Consider the following 2649-nt stretch of genomic DNA (forward strand, 5'->3'; position numbering starts at 1 on the left):
CTGACGAAGTCAGTAACCACACCTACGGCAAAGTGAATCTGAAGTAGTTTGAAGAGAGTATAACTTGTCTTTTAGAAAAGGAGCCTATAATGAAAGTCTTTCAGAATGTAAATATCGTGACTTGTGATCAAGATTTCCATGTTTATCTTGATGGAATCTTAGCAGTCAAGGATTCTCAAATCGTCTATGTCGGTCAAGATAAGCCAGCGTTTTTAGAGCAAGCTGAGCAGATTATAGACTATCAGGGAGCTTGGATTATGCCTGGGTTGGTCAATTGCCACACCCATTCTGCTATGACAGGTTTGAGAGGAATTCGGGATGATAGCAATCTCCATGAATGGCTCAATGACTATATCTGGCCAGCAGAAGCTGAGTTTACTCCCGACATGACTACTAAGGCGGTCAAAGAAGCTCTGACAGAGATACTCCAGTCAGGAACAACAACCTTTAATGATATGTATAATCCCAATGGTGTGAATATTGAGCAGATTTATCAGGCAGTGAAAGATTCCAAGATGCGTTGTTATTTTTCTCCGACTCTTTTTTCTTCAGAGACAGAAACAACTGCTGAGACTATAAGCAGAACTCGATCCATCATAGACGAAATCTTAAAATATAAAAATCCAAATTTCAAGGTTATGGTAGCACCTCATTCTCCCTATAGCTGCAGTAGAGACTTGCTGGAAGCGAGTTTGGAAATGGCAAAAGAGCTTGCTATTCCAATCCATATCCATGTGGCGGAGACCAAGGAAGAATCAGGCATTATCCTGAAACGATACGGCAAACGCCCCCTCGCCTTTCTAGAAGAACTGGGTTACTTAGATCATCCGTCTGTCTTTGCTCATGGGGTCGAATTAAACGAGCGAGAAATTGAACGCTTGGCAACTTCTCAAGTGGCTATTGCTCACAATCCTATCAGTAATCTCAAACTGGCATCAGGAATTGCTCCAATTATCCAGCTCCAAAAAGCAGGAGTAGCAGTCGGAATTGCGACTGACTCGGTCGCTTCCAATAACAATCTTGATATGTTTGAGGAGGGACGGACTGCAGCCCTTCTTCAGAAGATGAAAAGTGGAGATGCCAGCCAATTTCCTATCGAAACAGCTCTCAAGGCACTGACAATCGAAGGGGCTAAGGTTCTAGGAATGGAAAATCAGATAGGAAGTCTAGAAGTCGGCAAGCAGGCAGATTTTCTCGTTATTCAACCACAAGGCAAAATCCATCTCCAACCTCAAGAAAATATGCTCTCTCACCTAGTTTATGCTGTCAAATCCAGTGATGTTGATGATGTCTATATTGCTGGAGAACAGGTTGTTAAGCAAGGTCAAGTTCTGACAGTAGAACTTTAGAAGAAAAATCACGAAAAATTTTAAAAAAAGTTTGTAAAAATCTTGCATTCTTTTTTTGACTATGCTATACTTATATACGGTTTGAAAAAACTGCCTAAGACAGTAGGGGAGCTCGACTCATAAATATCCTACCGAGGACAAAACGTATCATGTAAAAAGAAGCGTATTGTACTTTCGTGTCTAGGTTTGGGCGCGTTTTTCTTTTGGAAAAATTCCCCAAGCAAAATAATTACGGAGGTGAACACACTAATGAGTGAAGCAATTATTGCTAAAAAAGCGGAACTAGTTGACGTAGTAGCTGAAAAAATGAAAGCTGCTGCATCTATCGTCGTTGTAGACGCTCGTGGTTTGACAGTTGAGCAAGATACAGTTCTTCGTCGTGAGCTTCGTGGAAGCGAAGTTGAGTATAAAGTCATTAAAAACTCAATCTTGCGTCGTGCAGCTGAAAAAGCTGGTCTTGAAGATCTTGCATCAGTATTCGTTGGACCATCTGCAGTAGCATTTTCTAACGAAGATGTTATTGCACCAGCGAAAATCTTGAACGACTTTTCTAAAAACGCTGAAGCACTTGAAATCAAAGGTGGTGCAATCGAAGGCGCTGTCGCATCTAAAGAAGAGATTCTTGCACTTGCAACTCTTCCAAACCGCGAAGGACTTCTTTCTATGCTCCTTTCTGTACTTCAAGCGCCAGTGCGCAACGTTGCTCTTGCAGTCAAAGCGGTTGCAGAAAGCAAAGAAGACGCAGCTTAATCTTAAGCTACGTAGCGTAGCCTAGCTACGAAAATCTATTATAAATTTAAAACATATTTGGAGGAAATAACAATGGCATTGAACATTGAAAACATTATTGCTGAAATTAAAGAAGCTTCAATCCTTGAATTGAACGACCTTGTAAAAGCTATCGAAGAAGAATTTGGTGTAACTGCAGCTGCTCCTGTAGCTGTTGCTGCAGCTGGTGCTGCTGACGCTGGTGCTGCTAAAGATTCATTCGACGTTGAATTGACATCTGCAGGCGACAAAAAAGTTGGCGTTATCAAAGTTGTACGTGAAATCACAGGTCTTGGTCTTAAAGAAGCTAAAGAACTTGTTGACGGTGCACCAGCACTTGTTAAAGAAGGCGTTGCAACTGCAGAAGCTGAAGAAATCAAAGCTAAATTGGAAGAAGCTGGAGCTTCAGTTACTCTTAAATAATAGAGCGACTACATTAGTAGCTTAAAAACATGATTAAATCGCTATTCTTAGGAGTAGTGGTTTTTCTTTTTGTTTAAGAAGTTGGCGAGTAAGTAATACTCAATGAAAA

The 2649-nt window shown here is 40.9% G+C and carries 3 protein-coding genes and 1 other annotated feature; all 3 genes read left to right on the top strand.

The window, feature by feature from the left end; translation table 11 throughout:
* Nucleotides 1–89: 89 nt before the first annotated feature.
* Nucleotides 90–1349 (top strand): TRZ/ATZ family protein, encoded by a 1260-nt coding sequence (locus HT715_RS03180; RefSeq protein ID WP_000862496.1) that lies wholly within the window; start codon nt 90–92, stop codon nt 1347–1349.
* 75 nt (nt 1350–1424) lie between these two features.
* Nucleotides 1425–1560, top strand: a sequence feature (ribosomal protein L10 leader region).
* Nucleotides 1561–1598: 38 nt separating this feature from the next.
* Nucleotides 1599–2099, top strand: a complete 501-nt coding sequence (gene rplJ / locus HT715_RS03185) for a 50S ribosomal protein L10 (protein WP_001287278.1) — start codon at nt 1599–1601, stop codon at nt 2097–2099.
* A 72-nt stretch (nt 2100–2171) separates the two neighbouring features.
* Nucleotides 2172–2540, top strand: coding sequence for a 50S ribosomal protein L7/L12 (rplL, locus tag HT715_RS03190; RefSeq protein WP_001196965.1), 369 nt, complete (start codon nt 2172–2174; stop codon nt 2538–2540).
* Nucleotides 2541–2649 lie beyond the last annotated feature (109 nt).

Origin of the sequence: Streptococcus sp. 4155, assembly GCF_013276695.1 — a bacterium.
Lineage (GTDB): Bacteria > Bacillota > Bacilli > Lactobacillales > Streptococcaceae > Streptococcus > Streptococcus pseudopneumoniae.